The organism is Leptospira levettii (assembly GCF_002812085.1).
GTDB lineage: Bacteria > Spirochaetota > Leptospiria > Leptospirales > Leptospiraceae > Leptospira_A > Leptospira_A levettii.
On the sequence record NZ_NPDM01000001.1, the window covers coordinates 1,076,150 to 1,099,260 of the forward strand.

24 protein-coding genes are annotated in these 23,111 nt (G+C 35.0%); 10 read left to right on the forward strand and 14 right to left on the reverse strand.

Annotation, left to right across the window (positions count from 1 at the left end; all coding sequences use genetic code 11):
• Positions 1–35: 35 nt before the first annotated feature.
• A complete protein-coding gene (gene cysE, locus CH354_RS04975; protein WP_100725596.1) occupies positions 36–752 on the forward strand; it encodes a serine O-acetyltransferase in 717 nt (238 codons plus the stop codon).
• On the opposite strand, the gene CH354_RS04980 is transcribed toward cysE, so the two are convergent.
• Complete coding sequence (locus tag CH354_RS04980) at positions 749–1,540, reverse strand: SHOCT domain-containing protein (protein ID WP_207762627.1); 792 nt, start codon at positions 1,538–1,540, stop codon at positions 749–751. The genes cysE and CH354_RS04980 overlap by 4 nt on opposite strands.
• On the opposite strand from CH354_RS04980, the gene CH354_RS04985 reads away from it, so the two are divergent.
• Positions 1,518–2,087 carry a TlpA family protein disulfide reductase gene (locus CH354_RS04985; RefSeq protein WP_239671108.1) on the forward strand — a complete coding sequence of 190 codons (570 nt, stop codon included), beginning with the start codon at positions 1,518–1,520 and terminating at the stop codon, positions 2,085–2,087. The two genes, CH354_RS04980 and CH354_RS04985, sit on opposite strands and share 23 nt — an antisense overlap.
• Positions 2,062–3,285: an LIC10025 family lipoprotein gene (locus CH354_RS04990; RefSeq protein ID WP_100728335.1), complete on the forward strand. Its 1,224-nt coding sequence runs from the start codon at positions 2,062–2,064 to the stop codon at positions 3,283–3,285. The genes CH354_RS04985 and CH354_RS04990 overlap by 26 nt, the downstream gene beginning before the upstream one ends.
• A 39-nt stretch (positions 3,286–3,324) precedes the next feature.
• On the opposite strand, the gene CH354_RS04995 is transcribed toward CH354_RS04990, so the two are convergent.
• From CH354_RS04995 to CH354_RS05020, 6 genes are all read right to left on the reverse strand, one after another.
• Entirely contained in the window at positions 3,325–3,933 is a 609-nt protein-coding gene (locus CH354_RS04995) for an anthranilate synthase component II (protein WP_100725950.1), read from the reverse strand.
• Positions 3,934–3,943: 10 nt separating this feature from the next.
• The gene (locus tag CH354_RS05000; RefSeq protein ID WP_100725598.1) at positions 3,944–5,353 is read right to left on the reverse strand and encodes an anthranilate synthase component I family protein; all 1,410 of its coding nucleotides are present in this window, start codon (positions 5,351–5,353) and stop codon (positions 3,944–3,946) included.
• Between the two features lie 113 nt (positions 5,354–5,466).
• The gene (locus tag CH354_RS05005) at positions 5,467–6,039 is read right to left on the reverse strand and encodes a superoxide dismutase (RefSeq protein ID WP_100716145.1); all 573 of its coding nucleotides are present in this window, start codon (positions 6,037–6,039) and stop codon (positions 5,467–5,469) included.
• A 106-nt stretch (positions 6,040–6,145) separates the two neighbouring features.
• Positions 6,146–6,988 (reverse strand): inositol monophosphatase family protein, encoded by an 843-nt coding sequence (locus CH354_RS05010; protein WP_100716144.1) that lies wholly within the window; start codon positions 6,986–6,988, stop codon positions 6,146–6,148.
• A 9-nt stretch (positions 6,989–6,997) separates the two neighbouring features.
• Complete coding sequence (locus CH354_RS05015) at positions 6,998–7,891, reverse strand: LIC_10030 family protein (RefSeq protein ID WP_100716143.1); 894 nt, start codon at positions 7,889–7,891, stop codon at positions 6,998–7,000.
• Positions 7,892–7,912: 21 nt separating this feature from the next.
• The gene (locus CH354_RS05020; protein ID WP_100716142.1) at positions 7,913–9,895 is read right to left on the reverse strand and encodes a beta-galactosidase; all 1,983 of its coding nucleotides are present in this window, start codon (positions 9,893–9,895) and stop codon (positions 7,913–7,915) included.
• Positions 9,896–9,970: 75 nt separating this feature from the next.
• On the opposite strand from CH354_RS05020, the gene hslO reads away from it, so the two are divergent.
• From hslO to CH354_RS05040, 4 genes are read left to right on the forward strand one after another with little or no spacing between them, the layout of a single operon-like run.
• The gene (gene hslO / locus CH354_RS05025; protein WP_100716141.1) at positions 9,971–10,825 is read left to right on the forward strand and encodes an Hsp33 family molecular chaperone HslO; all 855 of its coding nucleotides are present in this window, start codon (positions 9,971–9,973) and stop codon (positions 10,823–10,825) included.
• Complete coding sequence (tsaE, locus tag CH354_RS05030) at positions 10,822–11,280, forward strand: tRNA (adenosine(37)-N6)-threonylcarbamoyltransferase complex ATPase subunit type 1 TsaE (RefSeq protein WP_100716140.1); 459 nt, start codon at positions 10,822–10,824, stop codon at positions 11,278–11,280. The genes hslO and tsaE overlap by 4 nt, the downstream gene beginning before the upstream one ends.
• Positions 11,277–11,978: a tRNA (adenosine(37)-N6)-threonylcarbamoyltransferase complex dimerization subunit type 1 TsaB gene (gene tsaB, locus CH354_RS05035; protein WP_100725599.1), complete on the forward strand. Its 702-nt coding sequence runs from the start codon at positions 11,277–11,279 to the stop codon at positions 11,976–11,978. Before tsaE ends, tsaB begins: the two co-directional genes overlap by 4 nt.
• A 4-nt stretch (positions 11,979–11,982) precedes the next feature.
• Positions 11,983–14,175, forward strand: coding sequence for a ribonuclease R family protein (locus CH354_RS05040; RefSeq protein WP_100725600.1), 2,193 nt, complete (start codon positions 11,983–11,985; stop codon positions 14,173–14,175).
• Between the two features lie 19 nt (positions 14,176–14,194).
• Here CH354_RS05040 and CH354_RS05045 read toward each other — a convergent pair whose 3' ends face one another.
• Complete coding sequence (locus CH354_RS05045) at positions 14,195–15,901, reverse strand: alkaline phosphatase family protein (protein ID WP_100725601.1); 1,707 nt, start codon at positions 15,899–15,901, stop codon at positions 14,195–14,197.
• On the opposite strand from CH354_RS05045, the gene CH354_RS05050 reads away from it, so the two are divergent.
• The gene (locus CH354_RS05050) at positions 15,858–16,958 is read left to right on the forward strand and encodes a CapA family protein (RefSeq protein WP_100725602.1); all 1,101 of its coding nucleotides are present in this window, start codon (positions 15,858–15,860) and stop codon (positions 16,956–16,958) included. The genes CH354_RS05045 and CH354_RS05050 overlap by 44 nt on opposite strands.
• Here CH354_RS05050 and CH354_RS05055 read toward each other — a convergent pair.
• From CH354_RS05055 to CH354_RS05065, 3 genes are read right to left on the reverse strand one after another with little or no spacing between them, the layout of a single operon-like run.
• Positions 16,950–17,582, reverse strand: a complete 633-nt coding sequence (locus tag CH354_RS05055) for an L-threonylcarbamoyladenylate synthase (RefSeq protein WP_100716135.1) — start codon at positions 17,580–17,582, stop codon at positions 16,950–16,952. The two genes, CH354_RS05050 and CH354_RS05055, sit on opposite strands and share 9 nt — an antisense overlap.
• A gap of 11 nt (positions 17,583–17,593) precedes the next feature.
• Positions 17,594–18,331, reverse strand: a complete 738-nt coding sequence (locus CH354_RS05060; protein ID WP_100725603.1) for an SDR family NAD(P)-dependent oxidoreductase — start codon at positions 18,329–18,331, stop codon at positions 17,594–17,596.
• Positions 18,328–18,570, reverse strand: coding sequence for a hypothetical protein (locus CH354_RS05065; RefSeq protein ID WP_100716133.1), 243 nt, complete (start codon positions 18,568–18,570; stop codon positions 18,328–18,330). The genes CH354_RS05060 and CH354_RS05065 overlap by 4 nt, the downstream gene beginning before the upstream one ends.
• A gap of 39 nt (positions 18,571–18,609) precedes the next feature.
• Between CH354_RS05065 and CH354_RS05070 the strand changes: the two genes are divergently transcribed.
• Positions 18,610–19,185, forward strand: a complete 576-nt coding sequence (locus CH354_RS05070) for a Maf family protein (RefSeq protein WP_100725604.1) — start codon at positions 18,610–18,612, stop codon at positions 19,183–19,185.
• Here CH354_RS05070 and CH354_RS05075 read toward each other — a convergent pair.
• Positions 19,169–19,399 (reverse strand): hypothetical protein, encoded by a 231-nt coding sequence (locus CH354_RS05075; RefSeq protein WP_100725605.1) that lies wholly within the window; start codon positions 19,397–19,399, stop codon positions 19,169–19,171. The two genes, CH354_RS05070 and CH354_RS05075, sit on opposite strands and share 17 nt — an antisense overlap.
• Positions 19,400–19,450: 51 nt before the next feature.
• Between CH354_RS05075 and holA the strand changes: the two genes are divergently transcribed.
• Positions 19,451–20,560 carry a DNA polymerase III subunit delta gene (holA, locus tag CH354_RS05080; RefSeq protein ID WP_100725606.1) on the forward strand — a complete coding sequence of 370 codons (1,110 nt, stop codon included), beginning with the start codon at positions 19,451–19,453 and terminating at the stop codon, positions 20,558–20,560.
• Here the strand turns inward: holA and CH354_RS05085 are convergent.
• Both CH354_RS05085 and CH354_RS05090 read right to left on the reverse strand, forming a co-directional pair.
• Positions 20,539–21,426, reverse strand: coding sequence for a helix-turn-helix domain-containing protein (locus tag CH354_RS05085; RefSeq protein WP_100716129.1), 888 nt, complete (start codon positions 21,424–21,426; stop codon positions 20,539–20,541). The two genes, holA and CH354_RS05085, sit on opposite strands and share 22 nt — an antisense overlap.
• Entirely contained in the window at positions 21,407–22,984 is a 1,578-nt protein-coding gene (locus CH354_RS05090; protein WP_100725607.1) for an LIC10012 family protein, read from the reverse strand. The genes CH354_RS05085 and CH354_RS05090 overlap by 20 nt, the downstream gene beginning before the upstream one ends.
• Positions 22,985–23,111: the final 127 nt, after the last annotated feature.

Sequence of the window (23,111 nt, forward strand, 5' to 3'; positions counted from 1 at the left end):
AACTGTCTAAGGATTAGTCTTTCTCCAACAAATCGATGTTTGAAAATATAAAAATCATTAAAAAATTTGACCCGGCGGCAAAATCGTATCTAGAAATCATACTCTGTTACCCGGGTTTGCATGCACTTTGGTTACATAAGTTAGCACATCTTCTATACCGTATGAGACTTCCTATCATACCTAGGCTCTTCAATTATTTAAGTCGTTTTCTCACTGGAATTGACATCCATCCAGGAGCAAAAATTGCACCAGGAGTTTTTATCGACCATGGTGCAGGTGTAGTCATTGGAGAAACTGCCGTCATTGGATCTGGGTCCCTCATTTTCCAAGGTGTGACCTTAGGAGGGACTGGTAAGGAAACTGGCAAACGCCATCCAACAATAGGGAAAAATGTAGTGATAGGAGCTGGAGCCAAAATTCTCGGTAACATCACTGTAGAAGACCATGTTCGAGTCGGTGCTGGTTCTGTGGTGATGCGAAATGTCCCTGCGGGGTGTACAGTCGTTGGTATCCCAGGTAAAGTTGTAAAGGCTGGCGATGGCACTTCTGATAGCATGGAACAAATGTTAGAACACAACCAAATGCCAGACCCTATTGCAAAAGTTTTTTCTGTATTACTTGAGAAAGTGGAAACTCAACAACAATTGATAAACAAACTTTACGAAAAACAACAATTATTAGAGAAGTCCAACTCAAATCCCCCAGAAGATGATTTGTTTTTGCAAGAATTCATTCATGGAGATGGAATCTAAAATTCTTTTAGTAATTCATTTTTTTTCTTTTGGTACTCGTCATCCGTTATCAATTTATTTTTCCTCATCTCTTCTAAGGTTTTTAATTTTTCGGGAACAGATTTCCAATTTTCTTGTGGAATTGGAGTTACATCCTCTTCTTTCGGATAACGATAAATAGGTGGATTTGGTAAAATTTCTAAATTTTTATATACAATAACATTTCCATAAATTTGATTTTTCATTTGCGATTGTTCGCGGTATAAACTTACGGAATCTTTATTTTTAAGCCACAATTCTGGTTTATAAATTGGTTTGATTGGTCGGGGTTGGAATATCACCCAATCTTCAAACGAATATTGAGTTGGGAAAGTGATATTGGTATTAATCTCCTGAAACAAAATCACGATTCCATTTTCTGTGCCCATAATGTAAAAACTGGTTTTTAATATTTTTACGTTGGGAGACAAAAGATCATCAATTTTGAAAATGCATAAGTATACTTTCTTCTGGTCTTGTTCGGTTATTTTTTGTACAAATCGTTCTAATTCTGATACATAAGATTCAGGCACTAAGTGGTCCCAGTCTTCGTAAGCCAAAACCCCTCGTTTGAAATGAATTGATGACAAAATTTTAGGTAGTTCTTTTAAATGAGAACTACTAAGTTTTAATTGGCTCAATTGAGTTGGAAATAATTCCTTCCAATCCTCTTCCTCAACTTCAAAGAAGGCAATTGATGCCGAAGAATCAATTAATTTGATTTTTTGTTGGAATTGGGAACAAGTTATGTTCAATATTAGCAAAAACAAAACAAAAGTTAATTTTGAACTTGCCGTTAATAGATTTATGAACGATATTTTGAAAGTGCAAAAAAATTTGATCCTTCTATTTTTGCTCTTGTTCTCTCTTCCAATCATTGCTGATTCCATACCACAATTTCAAATGAAGGATCAATATGGGCAATCGTATTCTGACACATCCGTCAAAGGAAAACCGATTGTTCTGATGGGATGTTTTTTGCGCGATGTGGAAGTATGTAGAAAACAAGGACGTAAACTCTACTGGAAAATGCAAAATTTATTATGGAAAGACAGTAACAAAGTCAATTTTTTGCTTTATTTGGACCTAAAAGAATCAAACAAAATTGTAGAAGACTACATAGAAGAGTCTAAACACAAACAATATGAAAATATTCTGTTAGATAGGAAAGGACAACTGACAAATGGTTTGTCAAAGGGTGAAGTTTACATTCGAATCTATAACAAATCAGGAAAACTCATCTCTTCCTCATACCAATCTCAAATTGAGGAAACACTGATCCAGGAAGTTTATGAAATTCTTAAAAAAGAAATTTAATCTCCCATTCATTTTTACGATTGTGTTCATTTGTTTAAATTCTCAAAATTGCCTTCATAAAAATCTCGACCAATACCAATTTTGGACTGGTTATGATCATTTACAAAAATCGATCAAATCCACTGCTAAAAATGAAATTCTTTTTGCTGCACTCGCTGGATCTTTATCCGACGACAATGAATCCCAACTGTTAAAAAATTCCGATGGATTTCCGATGGTTACTCTTTCAGGAAAAAAAGACCAAAATCAAAATTGGAATCTTAGATGGTATGAATTTGATTCTAAAAATTATGATTATTATGCCAATGTTACGTTCACACCAAAATCTTGGGATGAAAAGGAAATTTACGCTGTTGAGCGAAAAATCATTCATAAACTAAATGGATACCAACCAAGAGACTTTTTCAAGTGGCTGAATGAATTTGCTTTATTAGTAAATGATCATAATGCTTACCAAGAATTAAAATCGAATTCTAAAAATCTACAATTCCTTTGTAGTGTTATGTATTGCCATACCACCGAAACTGCGGAATGGCAAACTTTAGAATTTACTATCAATGAAACTACCAAATCTAAATTCCCAGGTTTTTACCAACGAACAGGAAGTAGATTAGAAAAAACAAAATTTAATATTATGATTTGGGATAAAGGAAATCCAACCCATCGACTCAAAATTACTAACCAAGGAAAAACTTTAATATTCCATTTCCCAGTGAATCCACCTAAAGACTATTTTCTGACACCACAAGAAATTCATTTTTTAGGTGATATTGAAATTCGTTCCTTTGGTATCACATTAAAAATTGATAATTTAGAATACAGACTCAAAACCATTTTTGAAAAGAACATTGATACCCTGCATGGAAATTTTTTGAGAATTGGTAAAAAGGAAATTAATGGTAACTTTTTTTATGTAATCCCTCAAGGATTCGTTAACTTTTTTATCCCAGGAAATATGGATGAATACTTTGATGAATTCTTTACATTACTAATACAAGGCACCCAAGGCAAAGGTGGATCACAACTCCATGCCAAGTTTGAAAAAACTAAACAAGGCCAAATAAATACAATTAACACTTATAATGAAATTAAACGTAAAAAGTTTTCTTTGTTTGGAAATGATGATTCACAAAAAGCAAGTAATGACTTTGATTTTTTTGCTTCCTGGGAAGAAGCAATGTTAGGAGATCTCAAATAGACGAAACTGAATTTTGACATTCAAGTTTCGTTTTTTAGTTTATTTGCCGTTAATAAAATTTCGAAGTAATTCTTTTCCTTCTTCAGACCCAAAAGATTCAGGATGGAATTGTACCCCTTCTATCTTAAAGGTTTTGTGGCGTAATCCCATAATTTCTCCTTTACCTTCACCTGAAGAAACACGAGCTGTCACTTCCAAATCTTTGGGTAAGGAAGATTCCTTAGCCACTAATGAGTGATAACGCATAATTTCGATATTCTGAGTAAGACCTGAAAAAACACCCTTACCATTGTGTTCTATGGGTGAAAGTTTTCCATGCATTGCAACATTTGCACGAACCACTTCTCCACCAAATACAGTAGCCATTCCTTGCATTCCCAAACAGATTCCGAGTATAGGAGTTGTTTTTCCTAATTCTTTTAAGAGTTCAGCACTCACTCCAAAATAAGCAGGATCCGCAGGATGGCCTGGGCCAGGAGAAATGATAATTTTATCGTAATTTGCTTCTTTGATTTCAGAGAATGATTTTTCATCATTACGAACCACATCCAATTGAAATGGAGTTTCTCTTTCTTCTAAAATTTCACCAATGATTTGGTATAAATTATACGTAAAGGAATCGTAATTGTCTAAGATAAGAACTTTCATTTTTGTTTCCCTACCCATTTCCTTTTGTTTCAGAAGGGATTGTATCTTTGTGTAATTCTAATGCCTTACGAACAGATGCCATTTTATTCATGATTTCTTGGTATTCATCTTCTGGATTGGAATCGTAAACAATGCCACCAGAAGCACGCACAAACCCTTTTCCATTATGAACAAAAAAACTTCTGATTGGAATGGCAAATGTACAATCACCGTTAAACCCAAAACTTCCCACTGCTCCACCATAAGGTCCACGCGGTGATTTTTCGATTCGTTCAATGATTTTCATGGATTCTATTTTGGGAGCACCTGATAAGGTCCCAGCTGGAAACGATGATGCAAGACCAGAGAACATATCTTCTTTTGAAGATAAAATACCTACCACTTCACTTGAAATATGTTGTACATGAGAGAAACGTTTGATATCAAATCTTCTCCTTACCTTTACTGTTCCAAATTTTGCAACACGACCAATATCATTTCGATGGAGATCGATCAACATATTATGTTCTGCGATTTCTTTTGGATCCATTAAAAGTTTTCGTGCAAGGATTGTATCTTCCTTTGCATCCTTTCCACGTTTAGTGGTGCCAGCAAGAGGGAAAGATTCCATCTCCCCTTGTCTCAATCGAAATAATAATTCTGGACTTGCACCAAGAATCACTCGTTTACCAAATTTCACATAATACATATGAGGTGAAGGATTGATCTCGCGAAGGGTTTCGTAAATGGCCAGAGGATTACCTTCTACTGAATATGTTTCTTCAAAACCAATTTGGCATTGGAATGTATTCCCTGCTTTCACTTCCTCTAACGCTTCTTCTACCATTTGTTTGTGTACATCTTTGGAAAGACCATCATTTAAAATTGTAACTTTTGCATTCGGTTTTTTGGTACTTGGTTTTTCTAATGAACCAAGGATTGACTTAACAAGGTCAATGCGATTGTTCCCGTTATCAAAATAGATGAGTTCACCTGTAAATTTATCATATATTAGACCATCTAGATACATCCCAAATATCATGGCAGGAAAATCAGGATGTGGCTTTAAGTGTAACTTGGGTTCAAAAAACTGCATACTTTGGTAACCCAAGTATCCAACTAGTCCCCCAGCATAACTGATGCTTAGTGAATTATAATCTGTAATGTTTCGGAGCGCAAAATAAGGATTCTCAACTTGATATGCTTTCCCATCAATTTCGAGGACACCAGGTTCACCTTTGATCAAATGAGAAGGGTCAAATCCAATGACGGAATACCTTGAGTCGTATTGGTTATCGCCAGCCGATTCCAAAAGAAAACAATTTTCATATTTCTCTTCAATCTCTCGAAAGAGTTCCCAAAACTCGATCCCTTCTGATAAACTTAAAGAAGTGTAATTGGGTTTTTTGGGGATGGAGATTTTAGGAAGTGATTGGCTCATAGTGTACTCAATGTTTGTTACCAAGATTCATTTTGAATCAATTTTAGAAATAAAAAAGGCAGGTGCCGGATTCCGGAACCTGCCTTTTCTGACATTGGATGAGAATCCTGAAATTATAGATTTTTGTTTGCGAAATCCCAATTCACTAAATTCCAGAATGCTTCTACATATTTTGGTCGAGCATTTCGGAAATCAATGTAGTATGCATGTTCCCAAACATCGATAGTAAGTAGTGCTTGGAGACCATCTTTTAATGGGCTACCAGCATTGCTTGTATTCACGATTTCGAGACCATCGCCTTTTTTCACAAGCCATGTCCAACCTGATCCAAAATTTGTCACTGCTGACTGTGTGAACTTTTCCTTGAATGCATCAAAAGATCCAAAGGATTTTGTAATGAGGTCTGCCACTGCCCCTTTTGGAGCTCCTCCACCACTTGGAGACAAGGAATGCCAGTAAAAAGTGTGGTTCCAAACTTGTGCAGCATTGTTAAAAATACCACCTGTGGATTTTTTCACGATGTCTTCTAAACTTGCACTTTCAAATTCAGTCCCTTTGATGAGATTGTTTAAGTTGGTAATGTAAGTTTGGTGGTGTTTTCCATAATGAAACTCTAAAGTTTCTGCAGAAATATGGGGAGCGAGTGCATCCTTTGCATAAGGAAGTTCTGGGAGTTTATGTTCCATGGTGGTCTCCTGATGGATCTAAGTGTATTTGTATTTTGTCTCTAGTCTCATTCACAAAAGCAAATCGTAAACTAAAAAAGTAGAATGATTCTAATCATTCTCTCTATCAATTTCGACTGACGGTAGAACGAACTGTCTTCAATAAATTTAAAATTTCTGAGTGTAATACCCCGTTGGATGCTACTAACTCAGGAAGTCCTGTATAGTAATGAACTCCATTTAAGTCAGTTAATTTCCCACCTGCTTCTGATAAAATGACGGAGATGGCAGAAACGTCCCAATGTTTCACCGTTTTTTCCCAAATGGCATCCATAACACCTTCTGCAATGAAACATACATCCAAAACAAAGGAACCGGTCCGGCGAAAGGACCGAGCATAGGTCAAAAACCCAGACAAATCTGCCATAATCTCTTGGATCATATGGGCTCTTTTGGTAGGAAGGTTGGGAGAAAAAATAGCACGATTGAGTTCCGAAACACGAGATGTGACAATTGGTTCACCATTTTTAAAAGCACCTTCTCCCATCACAGCTGAATAGACAGATTCTTGGGGAGGGACAATCACCACTCCACCGACGGGCGTGTCACGATGTTCCAAACCAAAAGAAATAGCATAAAGAGGAAGGCCTCTCACAAAATTCATGGAACCATCGACAGGATCTAAAACCCACTTAAACTCACCGCCATCAATTGGTGGTTTGTCTTCACAAACAATTCCATCTTTTGGAAAGGATTTTTGCAAAAAACGAATTAGAATATCACCTAACTTTCCATCTGCGGCATCAATTCTTTCTTTTTCCTCTGCATCCGTATCTGATCTAATAGCAGAAACTTCTCTTTGGATTTTTTTTGCTTCATGGATGATTCCCATGGCATTGGCTTTAACATACTCGATGCGTTTGATTGTCTCATCGACAGGGAAATTGATCGTTGGTGAAGAGATACCCATAGTAATTACTTATCCATTATCGGCTAATTTTTGATTCACTTTCCATAAAATATTCCCAGACTTAGAAACGGTTCTTTCAACTTCGAAGGAAGAAAGATATTCATGAAAAGATTTTAATGTTTCTTCTGGAATGGTTTGGTTTGTATTTTCTAAGATTTGATAAAATTTCTTAAATTGGTAAATTGTTTTTGGAAGACTTGGATTTAGAAAACGTAATGAAAGAGAAAGGTAATCAATACCAATAGGGCTATAAATCCTCCCTAATTTCCAAATGTCTGTTGTGATACCTAACTCTTCTCTGATTTTTGATTCGGTATCAGAAAAATCGATCTCATCAAAAATTTCAGAAAATTTTCGGATTGGTTTGTTTTCATCCCTTTCCGATTCAACACGAAACTCTCCTCCCTGGAATCGTTTCGCCTCAAAATCAAGAACGTTTTCTCCCTCTTCCTTGAGTGTTTTAATCGGTATCACCTTTACCTGAAAATACAATCGATCTGTTACAATCGTGGGAGTCATATTTTGAGATCCAGCTCGTTTGATTTCTTCTGATTTGGCTCCACCCAGATACAACATATCAACAGAAAATACATATAAAAACTGGTAAGAACCAAACATCATTGGTCTAACAAAAAACAATTTACCTGTTTCACGTTTTGGTCTTGGTTCAGGTAATAAACTTGTTCCTTCGACTGCTTCTGGTAAAAATTTAATAACAGTTTGAACAAAATCTTTTATATCACCAAACTCTGGTTCAGTGATTGATGTACCATGGATTGTAAAACGATCAGAAAATTGAATGTATGGTGAATGTAAATTATCAACAAATACATCCCCGGTTTTATTTTTTCCTGAAACATCTCCCAACATTCGATTGATGGATCTATAATCTTGTACTTTCATTTTTTGTTTTCAAATAAGATTCTATTTTTCAATTTTTTTGATTTTATATCCAAATGGTTTTAAGATTGATAAACCAGCCAATTTATACTGATTGGAATGGTTCATTGTGATTTCATAATTAAATCGTTTTCCCTCTCGGGTATGCCTTTCAATAGTCGATCCAAGTAAACTAAATCGAACTCCTGCTTCTTTTAAAATCCGACGATAGAGTAGGACAAAACTTTCAGGAGTTAAGGAAGTTCCTACATAATAGACCTTTCCTTTTCCGTATTGATTCACTGTGATCGCTGGTTTTCCTGAATAGAATTTCTTTTTATCACGATAACGCGCTAAAACTTTTGCCGTTTTGGGTTCTAAGATCTCACAAAATTTGTTTCCCTTTAAAGGCCAAAATCCCATTCGTATTCCTACTTTTGCTGTAGCAGGGGCTTCAAATTGAAACACTTCCACACCAGCCATCTCACCAAACACACCAGGAACAGGTTCTTCTACCATCCAGTGGTCTTTGTCCTTAATTCCCGATCGATACCCTAAAACCAACGTTCCACCTTGATTCACATAAGACTTTAATTTCTCAACAATCTTAGGGTCGAACATTGTATAAAGAGGAAGTGTGAGGACTTTGTAATTTGACCAATCCATATCAGCATGAATAGGTAATGAATGTGCATTTACATTTAATACATTCGTTCCAGCAAACCATGTGGCAAGTTCAATATCATATCCCACTTGCGCAAAAGGAACTGGCGCAAAACGCAGGCCATCACTTAAAGGTTGGTGTTTATAATTTCTAGAATTTTCAATATCGTGTAGGATCGCAACCGTTGCTGGATAAGGTGAATCAGCTACATCTTCTGCAAATTCTTTGATATCTTCTATGGTTTGTTTGAGTTCATAGTATTTTGAAGTTTTCCTTTTACCATGATCTAAAATTCCATAACATAATTGTTCTTGCCCAAAACGTGCAGTGCGGTAACGAAAAAAATAAATCTGATTGGCACCATTGACAATTGCCTGGGTTAACCAAAGACCAATTTGTCCAGGTGGTGGTAGATAACCTAATGTATCATGGCCCTGAACACCAGAGAATTGTTCCATCACTGTATAAGCTTTGTTTTTAAGTCCTCGCGAATATTGTTGGGTGGCTGTTACTAATGGGTGAGGGTATGGTTCTTGTTGGTTCCCCCAAACTGGATAATTATCCCAGGACACATAGTCTAGTTTTTTGAACATTTCGTACATGTCAGTTACTGGTAAAAAAGGTGATGGGTATAAATTGGTAGTGAGTGGTTTTCCTTTGCTGTACTTTTTAAGGATCTCTGCTTGGAAATGGATATAGGATACCAATTCATCCGATTGGAAACGGTAATAATCTTGGATCATCGCAGGATTAAAATTACTCGCTACATGTGCTCCAGGGAGGGGGATTTGGTTCCAATCTGAGTAAATCACTCCCCAGAAAATATTCCCCCAACGTTTGTTAAGCGAGTCCAGAGTTTTATATTTTTGTTTTAACCAAATTCTGAAATTTTTTTCTGCAAGTTTGGAATAGTCAACATCTGATCCTTCGTGGCCAGGTTCATTATCAATTTGCCAGCCGACCACTGCAGGATGGTTTCCAAAATGTTTGGCCATTGCTGTGACAATTCGTTCTGTCGCTTTTTTATAAGCAGGAGATGAAAAACAAGCTTGGCGTCTTGTTCCAATCCCACGGATGATTCCATCTTTTGAAACTTGGGCAATTTCTGGAAATTTTTGGTATAACCACGGAGGAAATGTTGCCGTAGGTGTGCCCAATATAGCAGTCATTCCATGACTTTGTACTCTTTCTAAAACTGCATCAAACAAGGAAAAATCAAATTTCCCTTCTTTGGGTTCCATGATTCCCCAAGCAAATTCTGCAAGGCGAACCGAAGAAAGACCCATTTCTTTCATGATTTTAAGGTCTTCATCCCAGTCCTTAGGGTTCCATTGTTCTGGGTAATAACAGGCTCCAAAGATCATATTTTTCCTTTTTGCGATTGCAGAATCTATCTTGTGACACAGACTGAATCAGAAAACACCCCTTTCAATCAAATAATGTCTGACCAAGTTATTTTAGGAATCTCCAATACTCATCATTACCGATTTACCATTGTAAATCTAACCGAAACTGCTAAGGAACCTATGTTCCTACATTCTCTTAACAAAGAAATGTCTGTTTTTTTATCCAAAACCATGATGGGAGCCCTATTCCTCGCAGAAATGACGAAGAACCAACAGAAAGTCAGTATTCAATGGAAAGATGAATCCAATAAACAAGCATTAGCTTATAGCGATCGATATGGAAAAATGAAATCTGTAGCTTATTCGACAACCCATGAGGAAGGGGATATTCGAAATGAATTTATCTTAGGCCAGGGGATCATGAAAGTAATCCGTTGGGATTATGAATCGGATACATACCAGTCTTATACAAATCTAATTGAGGATACATTCGAAGCAAATTTTATCAAATACCTCACGGAGTCAGAACAAATCCGAGCCATTGTGGGAATGGATGTGGTTCCATTTGATTTTCCTGGGAATGATTTTTCTTCAAAAGGTATTTTCTTTGAGGCCTTACCAGATGCCACAGAAGAAAGTTTTGTTTTTTTACGAAACAAAATTGATTCACTCATCACAAAGGAAGCGTTTTGGAATCTTGGAATTGATTCAATGTTGGAAACCTTGGAAAAAGAAATTGGTTCCTCATTGGAAGTTCTCAGTAAAGAAGCACCTGAATTTTTATGTGACTGTTCAAGGCATAAAGTTGCTGATATCATCGCCTCTCTAGGGGAACAAGAAGCAAATTCTATCATCGATGAGATGGGAAAAATCGAAATTACATGCGAATTTTGTCGAACAGCCTATCAATTTGATTCCTTCGATGTGGAGAAATTTTTTAAACAATGAAAGCGAATTTTCTCTCATTGAGGGAAACTGAGTTACAACCTGTTTTTTCTACTTTGGACACCATCATCGATTCTTTTCTGATCCAAGGAAAAAAACCAATCTTACTATTTTCGGGCGAAATGGGTGCGGGAAAAACGACTTTCATTCGAGAATGGTTTTCGCGTTATGGGACAAATAGTTCAATCAATTCTCCTACATTTTCCCTCTATAATGTTTATGATTCGCATAAGATGCGTTTGGTACATTTTGATTTATACAGGATCCATTCTATCGACGAATTAGAGAATTTAGGATTTGAAGAAATTTGGGGAAAAGAAGATTTAACAGCCATTGAATGGTGGCAGAAGGCCGAACCCATACTCCCAAAGGAAAATCGAATTTATATTACCATTACATCTGAAAACTTTGAGAATCGTACTTACTCCATTGAATGGTCGGTTGAGGATGTTACATGAATCTATTGTATTTTGATACAACACAAGATTGGATTCATGTTTCAGTTGGATCTATAGATGATTTTTCCAAAATTAAAATCGATGCACAAATCATTGAATCTTCACCAAAAGAGGCTTCCTATCGTTTGGTAGAAATGATCCAAAAGGTACTGATTCTATCCGAAATCAAAAAACCTGATATCATTTTTGTTCCCAATGGTCCCGGATCCTTTACTGGAATACGCATTACGGTTACAACAGCAAGAGATTTAGCGCAATTATGGGAAATTCCTGTGATGGGATTTGATACAGCTCATTTATATCTAATTGGAATAGCAGGAAACAATACTCAAATTGAAATTCAGGAACCAATTCAAAACCCAGACCAAAAATCACTCATTTGTTTAGATGGAAAACAAGGGAAATATTATACAAAGTATTTTGATGGGAATAATCATACTGAAACAAAAGACCAAAGTCCTGAGGAAATTAATTTTTGGTTAGAAAGTGAGGAAATAACGCCTAACAAATGGTACTATACGGGAATATTGCCTAGTTTTTATCCAAAAGATGCTATAAAAATTGAAGCGACAAATCTGAATTTATCGTCTATACTGCAGTATAGTTTCGAACAAATGAAACAATCCAAACTAAACGATTATACTTATTTAACACTCTTTCCCAATTACATCCGTGGGACGTATGTAGATCAAAAATGAATTTATGGATACCTATAAAATACAAAGAAAAATCATCGAATACCTAGACCAAAAAGCTGGTAAAGATATCACAAGACAAGAGATCAAAAAAAGATTCACTGAATCGAGTGAATTCAAACGACCCGACCCAAGTTCAAAAAAAGTAAAATCTTTTAAACGTAAAGAAAAAGTTCCAAGAAAAGAAATCGAATTTCTCATCGACCAACTTTGTAACCTTCTAGAGGAAGAGGGTTTACTCATCCCAAATAAAAAGTATTTCACTGTTGCAAATCCCTTTCGACTCACAGGTCGAATTTCAATTTCAAGACGGGGTGATGGTTTTATTTCCTTACCCTCCAAAAATGAAATTTTTGTCCCTGGGCCACTCACAAACACAGCGATCACGGGTGACAAAGTAGAAGTAATCCCTCTCGGAGTTGGTAAAAAAGATCGTTTAGAAGCAGAAGTAACCAAAGTTCTAAAAAGAGGCCGTATCCTCTATAGAATGAAGGTAAAAGAAAAAACAAACAAATTTGTGTTTGGAAATTTCTTGGATATGTTAGGTGAAGGTAAAGAGGGAGTCCTTCATGTTAAATCCATTTTGAAAGACAGTTTTGATGCAATCAATATCAATGATGTATTGATTGTGAAGTTAAAGGAAGGTGCGGAGCCTCAAGATAATCTTTATGATGTAAGTTTTATACGGTTTGAATCTGATACAAAGGAAGATTCCGACTTACAAAGGATCTTAATGAAATATAATTATGATCCAGTTCATCCAGATTTTATTCCTTTGGATTTTCCTGAAGAAGTATCAGAAAAAACAGTCTCCGATTGGAATAGTCGAACTGACCTTCGTGATTTATATGCTGTCACTATAGATGGAATCACAGCAAAGGATTTTGATGATGCTATCAGTTTTGTCGATGAAGGAAATAGATTACGAGTTTGGATCCATATTGCCGATGTTTCCTATTATGTGGAAAAAGGTTCCGCTTTAGATAAGGAAGCATATGAGAGAGCCACCTCGGTTTATTTAGCTAACCGAGTGGTTCCAATGTTACCACCAATACTATCAGAAGATCTTTGTAGTCTCGTTGCTAATACCAATCGTTTGGCGTTCACGGTCGAGATGGAAGCAAGTAAAACTGGTGAAATTTATAACGCAAAATTTTATAAGTCGATCATCAAAGTAAAACAACGTTACACCTATGAGATGGCGGAAGAGGAAATCAAAGCCCAAGATCCAAATAATTGGATGTACCAAGTTTCCCTATTCACTGATGCACTCCGTAAACAACGGATGAAAACTGGAAGAATTGATCTTAATCTTCGAGAAACAACTATCACTTGGAATGAAAGAAAAGAACCTATTGGAATTGAGAATAGAGAACGACTCACAAGTCATATTCTTATCGAAGAACTCATGTTATCCGCAAACTTAAAAGTGGATGAATTTTTAAGAAAAAAGAAAATACCAACTCTACATCGTATCCATGAACCAATGGATGAAGAAAAGTTAGAAACTTTGAATCATTTTCTCCAACTCAATGGTTACAATGTACAAATCCATGATACAAGTTATGCTGAAATCATGAAGGCAGTGAAAGAAATCCAAGATAATTCAGTTGGAAAAATATTCAATTACCTACTCCTTCGAAGTTTTATGCAGGCGTATTATGGTGCAGACCCACTTGGACATTGGGGGTTAGGTTTTAAAGACTACTGCCATTTCACATCTCCGATCAGACGATATCCTGATTTAATTGTTCATCGAGTTTTACATGCAACATTACTCGAAGGTGATAAAGAATATACTGATAATGAAATTGCTGTTATGGGTCTACACTGTTCTGAGGAAGAGAGACGAGCTGCCGATGCAGAACGAGACATTGTAAAAATCAAATCATTTCGGTATTTGGAATCAACTGGGATTAAGGAATTTAAGGGTTTTATTGTTGGAATAAGACCTTCTCAAATTTTTGTAGAACTTGATATTTCAAATCTTGAAGGAGTTCTCGATAAATCGGAATTTACTGACGAGTTTGAAGTAGTCATCAAAAATGATTTTTCCTTCTATTCTAAAAAGTATTCAAAAATCTTTTTTATCGGGGATCCTGTAACAGTCAGTTTGGATCGAATTGATTTTGAAGAAATTAAAGTATTTTTAAAACTTAAAGATTTCAAAAAAGATGAACCATCTGTAAAGAAAAAATAATCATGATACCGAATGGAGCCTAAAAGGAAACATTCGGTATTTCATTTCGTTTCCAAATTTTCCTAAAGAATTTCCTGTCCTTCACCCTGATTGATAAAATTTTATCAATGATCATATCTTCCGTAATATTGTATTGTTTCATTAGATTTTGATTCAAAGATAATTGCGAATGCGTGACCCAATTAACAAGCGAAACTTTATTCCTTTCTGTTTCAGGAAGAAGTTCATTCACTTTAGCAAAGAATGTTTCATGGGTTAAAAAAAGTCCATTGGATATCTCTGGCATAGGCGCTGCACCGTGGTCAGCAGTAATTAACAATACAAACTTATCACCATAATGTTTTTGCAAAAATTCAAATATGGTTTTAATTTCCTCATCCGTTGCTTTTAAAACCTGTTTAGCTTCTTGAGTTTCCCACCCATACAAATGTCCCACAGCATCCGTTGCTTTTAATGTTAAATATGCTAAATCCGTAATTCCATCAGTGTGTTTGTTTGGTATTAAAATCGTTTCCTCAATTGTATCTCGAAATAGAGCACCATCCATTTTTACTTGGAATTCAGATGCCTGGAAGTGGTGAATTTTAGAAAGTAATTCAATTGGGTTTTTTGCTTCAAAATGGGTATTGATAGTCGATTTATTTGCTAAATAAAAAGAATATAAATTATATTTTTGAGATGCCACAGGAAGTTGGAATGCGTTGGAATGAGTTGACCAAGCCAATTTTATCGCATCTTGCCAATATACATAATCAGCATCTGGAGTGTTCGTTTGTTTCGAACTTTCAATTTGTTTGTATTCTTTTCCATGCCCAGCCATTCCCACAGCAGCTCGATTCGCATAACATTGGCTAATGATAACTGGAAGATTATTTTGAGACAAATCCCACTCATCTGAAAAACTTGCAGATTGTAATTCACTTAAATCAAAGTTTTGATTCATACCTTGGTAAACTGGTCGATGATTTACTTTACCTTCAACATAAGTATAGATTTCATTTGAGAAAATTTTAGCATCCTTTGGAAATGATCCTGTACCAATAGCCATATGTCCGACAGCCGTATGGGATTCTAAATGAATGACTTTTCCCTTTTTGAAGTAAGTTGAATTAGAACTCAATGATTCTAAAAATGGATACGCACCATTGTGTGCTTTATAAAGTTGTCTACCACCTTGATCTACAACTATTGTAACAATGATTTCTGGTTTTTCATCTGTATGTTTGAAAATCTTATTGAGTGCATGTAATGGTATCTGATTGATAAATTGATAGTTTAAAATTTTGGCATATATGGATGGAATGTGTTGTTGGAAAATTTCATCTGAATACACACCATTTTCAAACCATTTTGGTCCATAAATCCAAATTGGTATTTCAGTATCATATGCGTATTGTGTATAATGAGAAGTGTAATTCACTTCCTTCGAAAAATGTTCATCTTCGGTTTCAAGATTCCAATCAGAATTAAGTTGTTCCCAGGATAGATCATGTTCTACTAAGATATTTTTGATTTCTTCTTTTGAATAATGTGAAAGAGTGATTGCATCCCTTGCTTCCCTATCAAATATATTAAACGGATAAGGTGCAAGAATCAGATCTGTATCTGGTTGCATGGAAACAAAAGCTGCTCGTTTATAGTCCTGTTCCCATTTGCAACTTGTTAGTATAAAATAAATTCCAATGGCAAATAAGATAAAAATTTTTTCTTTCACACTTTTATTCACAGTTTCTTTCCTTTCTTGCTACACTTTTCCAGATTTTACACCCATTCGGCAAGTTAGAATTAAATTTGTTGGTGATCTAATGTGCCATTCGTCTCAAATTACATCGTATCTTGATCTTAAAACAAAAACCTACGATTCCTTTAAAAGTTTCGAATATGTTGCAGAATCTTTACAAAACGCAAATCTTACATTAGGAAATCTAGAAACTACCATTACTGAAAAATCAAATGAGTATTCAGGTTATCCTAGATTTGGAAGTCCTATTGGATATTTGAATGGTTTAGAAAAAGCTGGTTTTGATATTTTATCAACTGCAAACAACCACTCAGCAGATAAAGGTTCTTACGGAATCGACACCACCATCCAAAAAGTAACTGAATTTAATATGATTCCTATCGGTTCTTATGTTTCTCTTGAAGATTTCCAAAAACGAAAAGATTTAATCCAAGATGTAAATGGAATAAAAATTGCAATCTACAATTATACATATTCTACAAATGGTATTCCTGTCCGTGATGGACGTATCGTTAGAATACTAAATGAAGATCAAATTCGTAATGATGTAAAATTCGCAAAGGAACAAGGAGTTCATTTTATTATCTTATGGTATCATTATGGCAACGAATATGACGAAAATCCTAACAATTCTCAACTTAAATGGGTTAATATAGGTATTGATGCTGGCGCTGATATTATCATTGGTGGACATCCACATGTTGTACAAAAAATAGATTTTTATCAAGATTCAAATACGAATGAAGATAAACTGATTGCCTATTCTTTAGGAAATTTTATTTCAGCACAAAACAGACAATATACGGATGGTGGAATTATCCTCTCTTTCACATTGGAAATTGGAGATCAAAAATTAAAAAGAATACTCAATGTTGAAAGTGAACCTGTTTGGGTTAATCCACGTGACTATCGAATCATCCCGATAAAAAAATACAGAAATTCTGAACTTCCATCAAAATTACCAAAACATCTCGAGAAAAGAATGTATGATTTTGAATCACATATTCGGAAAATTCCTGGATTAGGAATCACTTCATTCTAAATTTTGAATTTCGTTTTCTATTTGTTCGTATCCCTTACCAGCCCGAATTAACTCGATTGAATCATCATTAATTTGGATCATAGTGGATAATTCTGTTTTTACAATTCCTCCATCTACAATTCCTTCTACTAGGTTGCCATAAATTGTATCTAAATCATCGATATCAATTATGAATTCATCATTACTAAATGCTGAAGTGGAAGTAAGTGGTGACTCATGGATCTTTAATAACTCTTGTAAATAAATATGGTCTGGAATTCGAATCCCAATTTGTTTATCTTTGTGATGGGCAATGGAAGGTTTTGGTAAGTTTTTATTGGCCTTTAATACAAATGTAAATGGCCCAGGAGTTACACGTTTCATAAATCGATATGCAGAGTTTGGTAAATATTCGATAAAATGAGACGCCATTGAAATATCTTTGCATAATAGGGAAAGGGGTTTGTCCTTCGGTAATTTTTTGATCGAATAGATTTTTTCAACTGCTGTTTTAGAATGTGCATCTGCAATGATCGCATATACAGTATCTGTTGGAAAAATATATATTGCTCCATCCTTCAACCTTTCTGAAATTTGTTTCAGTTTTCGAACTTCAGGATTATCAGGATGGAGATAAATGATCATGATTAATTCTGCTATTGTGCAGTTAATCCCCCATCAAGCACGATACATTGACCTGTCATATAGGATGAAGAGTCAGAAGCTAAATAAATAGCCGCTCCCAAAATATCTTCTGGTTTCCCAAGTCTACCCATTGGTATACCAGCTAATACCTGTTTCATGACAAATTCTTTATCCTTAATCATATCTGTCATATCAGTATCGATGAGTCCAGGGCAAATCACATTCACTCTGTATCCATTATTACACCACTCAATTGCAAGAGCTTTTGACAATGTGATAACTGCTCCTTTTGTTCCTGAATAAACTGAAGCTAGTTTACTCCCTACCATTCCCAGAACAGAGGCAACATTGATGATATTTCCACCTTCTTTTTTATGATGTTTATAGTATGCTTGGCAATTTCTGAAAACACCAACGTAGTTAGTTTGGACTATGTTTTGTAGTTCCTCTTCTTTAAATCCGGATGCAGGTGTATTTGTTGCGATTCCTGCATTATTGATTAAGGTATCTAATCGACCATGTTTGGCTTTTATTTGCCCAATGACATCATAGGCAGATCCTTCGCTTCTCACATCTAAGACAACACCATGGATCCCTTCCTTTTCCATCCAATGGATTGATTCAGGTTTGGAACCAGCACCATAAACGATGGCGCCAGCATCACGAAACCCAAGTGCTAACGATTTACCGATACCTCGACTTGCACCTGTAATTAATATTGTTTTGCCTTTTACATCAAATAAACTCATTTTACCTCATGGTTGGATGGATAACAATCGCTTGCTTGTGGCTTTGTATCTTCCAATAATTTTTTGTAGTCTAGAGTATTATCATCTTTTACTAAATCCCTTCGGATATAATGGGTTCCCTTTTCATAATAATCAGCGATGGGATTACAATCTTGAATGTCTTCTGAATAACCCCGCTTACAACTAATCACTAAAACGAATGCCCCTATCAGAAGTGTAAAAAATCTTGGACTCACCATGGACTCAGTAAACAGTATCCCTTAAGGAATAGCAAGAAATTGTTTATTTTAAAATCAGCATCCCCCAGAAGAAAACAAATCCTGTCTGATTTGGGTTTTTTATTCCTAATCCAACCCGAACACATAGACGAATCTCAATATGAAAACGAAGGACCACTTCAATATTTAGAACGAATGGTTCACTCAAAATTGGGAACCCAATTTGAACCAAACAATCTTTATTTGGCATGTGATACAATTGTTGTCTATGAAAATGAGATTCTTCATAAACCCGAGGATGAACTCGATGCGTTTCGAATTCTCAAAATCCTATCTGGAAAAGAACACTCTGTTTTTTCAGGTGCCGTGCTTCAGCATGGTTCCCGTTCTGATTTTTTTTTCGAAGAGACATTCATCCAATTTAAGGATTGGAAGGAAACGGAAATTGAAACCTATATTAAAGAGTACAAACCGTTTGATAAGGCTGGGTCTTATGGAATTCAGGATAAAAATGGACCCGTAAAAATGTGGAAAGGGTCTTATCTCAACGTTTTAGGATTTCCATTCCGCAGTTTTTTGGCTCACCACGGACTTTGGATCCATTCGTGGGAAGATGGGTTTAAGCGTAAAGGTTGACTAAATTTCCAGGTTTGTAACTGGCTTTTGCCTCTGGAGTGGATTGGATTTCCTGAGCTTGGTTTTTGGTTTCTGAACTTGGGAATTTTGGTTGGTAGGAGCGAGATTGGATCGCTTCCACTTGTTCCACTGCCTGCGTATTGTAGGTAGGAGAAACATACATATACGGTTCTCCTAATCCTGAAACTCTTGCCACATTACTTGAGATTTCCATAGTATGATTATCGCCTCAGTCCTGTTGTTAGATTAGACCAGATTCAAGAAAATGGAAACAAAAAAATCCCAAGCAAGAGAATATAACTCCCTTTTCCAATTATTTAAGACACCCGGAGCTCAAATTCCTCAATTTTTTGCGTATGCAGGCGAGGATTCATACGAGTTCGAACTGATCGTAGAACACTATAGGGAAACCTTACAAAAAACTTTGGGTGATTTTGAAGTCATTTTGATTGTATCGGAATCAGGAGAACAAGCCAAATTATTTGCAGAACTTTTTACTCCCGATATGTTTTACCCAAGAAAACTGATCATCATTAAAAATGCCACTGCACTATTTAAGCCAATACTAGATGCCAAAGCTACCAATGAATGGAAAGACTTTGCTTCTGGTTTTCGAAAAAATATCACTTCGGTGTCTGATGAAATTTACGCTCTTATCCATTATGACGGAAAGGATGTACCTAAAAGTTTAATCGATTTGTTCCAAGGTACTTTGAGTTTTTTTAAAACAAAAATCTTATACCCAAATGATTATCCAAAAATATTCAAAGAAGTTTGTGACCAAGAACAAGTTCATTTTGAGCAAAACGCAAGTGAAGAATTTATCCATAGGATTCCCGCAAACGTTGGCGCTTATATCAAAAGTGTAAAAAAATTAAAACAGTATTTACATCGTTCAAAATTTACACTCGATGATGTGAACACGGTCTTATTCAGTCAAAATGAATTAAATACCAATGTTCTCGTTGAGTCTTTAATCCAAAAACGAAAGGTAGATTTTTTTAAAGAGTTTACAAAATTCAGTGATCAGAATTCTGAAATCTTAAACTTTTTAACAAGGCTTACATATAAGTTGGATGAAATCCGAAAAATTAAAGTAATTCGATCAAGGCATAATGGTGAAGTCCCAATACCGATTATGGATGAACTTTTAAAAACTGCTAGTTTTTCAGAGGCACGAAAAAATTTTGTTAGGCGTCAATTGGTCACTGATTCTGCAAATTTCACAGATAAATTATTGGATCAATTCTATGATATTGTGATTGAGATGAATATAAAATTTAAATCAGGTTTAAGAGATGAAGAGGGCAAAAACTACTTCATTCAAAAAATCATACATTTGTTTTCCCTACTTCAAGATAAATCTTCTAATTGAAATTCATGTAATTTTCGATACAAATTACGCTCAGAAATTCCCAAAAGTTTAGCTGCCTTCTCTCGATTCCCTTTCGTATAAATTAAGTTTGCCTTTATGATTTCCTTTTCATACTGCTCTAGACTTATGCCAGGTAAGATATTCAATTCAGACAATGTATTTTCGAAAAAGTGAGGTGGAATTTGTTTCCAATGGAGTTGTTTTCCTGAAGAAAACCCAACCAAAGCAAAGATGAGATCCTTTAATTCCGTATAATTTCGGTTAAAGATTTTGTTTTTGAAAAAGACAAAAAAATCTTCATCCATAGACGATATTTTTTTATTTAGACTTTGATTGGCTTCAGACAAAAACTCATAAACAAATAATGGCAATTCCGAAATTCTTTTTTTTAAATTGGGCAATTCAAAACGGAATGATTTAAACTGTTCATAAAAATCAGAATAAATATTTTTTTGATTTAGGATTTCCATTTCTTCCGTATGAATCTCCCAATACAAATATACTTTTGATTTTTCGTTATATTTTTCATCCTTCCACCATTGTTGTAACATAACGATTTCTTCTTTTTTAGCTTTTGTAAACCAATCTAAAATCACAGTTACATTCTGTTTCGATGATCTTATTTTTTCCAGGTTTTGATCAAAGGAAAACGAATAGGAAAAATCAAATGTAGTCATTGAAGAATCAGTAATATTTCTTTTTTCTAAACTTCTTTCGATCCAAAAAGATTTACCGATTCCTCTGTCCCCAACGATTAATATAGGTAAGGTAGAGTTAGAAATTTCTAACCATTGTTTTTTGATTTTTTCAATGTCAGAACCTTTCGTTATCCACTCTAAATGGACCTTACTTTTTCTTAATGACACTCACTGTTCCTTGCAAATATCCATTGAACTCTCTTATTTTATTTACATCTAAAAACTTTTTTGCCTGTGAAGGTTTGACCATCAATGTTTTTGGATAAGAATAATTTGTTTTTAATAAGTTTGTTTCAGCTGGGACATTTTTAATCCCCCAAGTGGATAAAGGATCCAATACAAAAGTAGTTTGGATTAGATATTCTTTACCTTTGGATACTTGTATATCATAAGGAAGTTGGATCCAAATGGCTTCTCCTTTTGATTCTACAAGTACCGTTTGGAATCTATCTTTTTCTAGTAACTCAGAATTAGATTCCGTCCTTAAAATAAATTCTAAATCAGTTTTGATTTCTTCCTTTTCCAAAACGCGTTTTTCGCTGATTTTTTCATAAGCCATATAAAGATTATACGGTGAGACAACATCCACAGCCGCTCTTACAAGGGAAGCATCGTATTTTTTGATATTGTTTTGATTCCATTGGAATGGAAACTGTAACTCTTCTTGCGATGAATATACATTAAATTGGTTTAAGTATATGTATTCGTATCCATCTTGGGTTCCAATCCTTTGATAATCTGTAATACCAACAACTCTGGAATTACTCGCTTTCCCTATTCTTTGTAATTCTCGAATGGTTGAAAGATCTGAATGATTTGGAATTAATATAATTGGTTCGATTTCCATATGACGGAGATCATTAAGCGCCATAATGATGGAACCAGATTTGTCTTTCACACTCGAGGAAAGTAAAAGGAACAATTTTCTCGATTCTTTTTTGCCTGTTGAAAACTTACCTTTTAAACTTTGTAAAGCTCCTAAAACAGATTCAGATTGGTTTGATCCTTGCCACCCAGCATCTTCCATAATTTTTTTAATTTCAGCATGTTCTTTCGTTGGAGGAATTGTAAGAGTTTTATCTTTTTTGACTAATGTTACTCCCAAGTACAAACCATCTTGGTCATACATCGAGTTCAAACTTTTCACTATATCTTTTTTATAGTAGGCATAAGAAGAATGGACATCGATGAATAAATTGATTTCGTAATAGATTGGATTTTTACTTTTTTTCTCATAATAACGGGGAGGTAGAAATCGAAAACTTTTTTCATTATGTTTTTCGTATGCCATAACAAAATTAGAAATTAACTTAGATTGAATGATTTGTTTTGATAAATTTTTACAATTAAAAATGACAGTTTTTACTAAGATTGGATTTCCAAAGTCAATCTGATCCTGGACAACAAAATGAGAATCCCATTCGTTACAATAGGAATTAAAATCCTGATCTTTTAAATCTGCCTCTTCATTCCATTCGGTTTCATTTAGATAATTTTCGATTAGTTTTGGGTCTGTGATTTCAGTAAAAAAATTTCGTTTTAGATAATGTCGCGAAAGACGGGACAATTCAAAACCAGCCTCTCGTTTTGACCCGAGAACAGGTGGTACTTCTCCCGAAATATAAGCAGGCAGGATAGAAATTTCTTTCGCATAAACATTTTTAGGGAAGAACGCAAAAAAAATAAGCAACGATGCAATAACATGCAAAGATAGGAATCGAGACATAAAATTAGAATTGGTCTATTGTGAGAAAATGTAAATCTTTATCCTACAAGTGAGATTCGTTTTCTTTGATAAAAGATTGACAAGTGTTATGAATCAGATCAAATTCTTCGGAAAAGGAGTAGATTCT